Raw genomic sequence first — 977 nt, forward strand, 5'->3', positions numbered from 1 at the left:
TAACCCGAATCCTGCTTAAGCTAATGATTCCATAACTTGAATTGTTGGCTTATTCCGATGAGTTAATTGATATGCACATAACGATGCATAAATTCCACTAAGAAATCCATGAATACTACGTGCTTTACTCGTCACTAAATTGTATTGTCCTTTCAATAAGCTGAATAACGTCTCTATCTTATTGCGTTGTTTTAAATGATATTTATCTGATAAACAGAGTTGAATAGCCTGCATGTTCTTTCTATGGTAAGTAATCAAATCAACACCTTGATTTTTTAACCTGCTTTTTAAATTTTGACTGATATAGCCACGATCTGCATAAAGCTTTGCGTCTAGGCCTTCAACCAATTGTTCAACCATTTTTATGTCAGCAACATGCCCATTAGATAAGCCTGAGCTAACGATCTCACCGAATTGATTCATCACGATATGTAACTTACAGCCATAAAACCATCCCATTGAACTTTTACCGCGAGATGCAATCTTGGCTAATGATTTATGACGCTGAATACGCTGATTTTTACAGACAGGCAGAGTCGTTGAATCAATCCATAAATATTGTTTGTATTCACCTTTCATCAAAGCGACATGTAAAGCATGTAAAGCTAATTGATGCATATTGATCAGGTGAATCATCCTTTGGTAACAGGGTAAGCGTTTAAATAAATGATTTTTATCCTGCTTCAACCATGAAAAGAAAGCTTTGAAATTGTTGAAATGAGAACACTTATACCAAATAGCGATAAAATGTATTTCTGAGAGACTCAGCTGGGCTGGTCGAATTCTTACAGAGCGACGACTTTGTTTGAGAAACTTCCAATAAGTTGCTTCAAATTTAAGAAAGAAATCATCAATGATGCAGAATAATTCGGTACTATTGAACATCAGGGCTAGAGCTTTAGGTTTGGTGTGGTAACTCAACTGATGGCTCTAGTCCCCTTATTTTTCAAGTCAATTGCTTATCCGCGATTCGGGTT

At 36.0% G+C, this 977-nt stretch carries 1 protein-coding gene; it reads right to left on the bottom strand.

The annotated features are described in order from the left end of the window. Positions 1-15 precede the first annotated feature (15 nt). Positions 16-885 carry an IS982 family transposase gene (locus JR005_RS15320; protein WP_151831476.1) on the bottom strand — a complete coding sequence of 290 codons (870 nt, stop codon included), beginning with the start codon at positions 883-885 and terminating at the stop codon, positions 16-18. Positions 886-977 lie beyond the last annotated feature (92 nt).

This window comes from Acinetobacter sp. Colony158 (genome assembly GCF_019264745.1).
Classification (GTDB): Bacteria; Pseudomonadota; Gammaproteobacteria; order Pseudomonadales; family Moraxellaceae; genus Acinetobacter; species Acinetobacter ursingii.

What these genes read in the sequence shown, in the direction of transcription:
- JR005_RS15320 (WP_151831476.1), bottom strand. Translation starts at nt 885, where the DNA reads ATGTTCAATAGTACCGAATTATTCTGCATCATTGATGATTTCTTTCTT.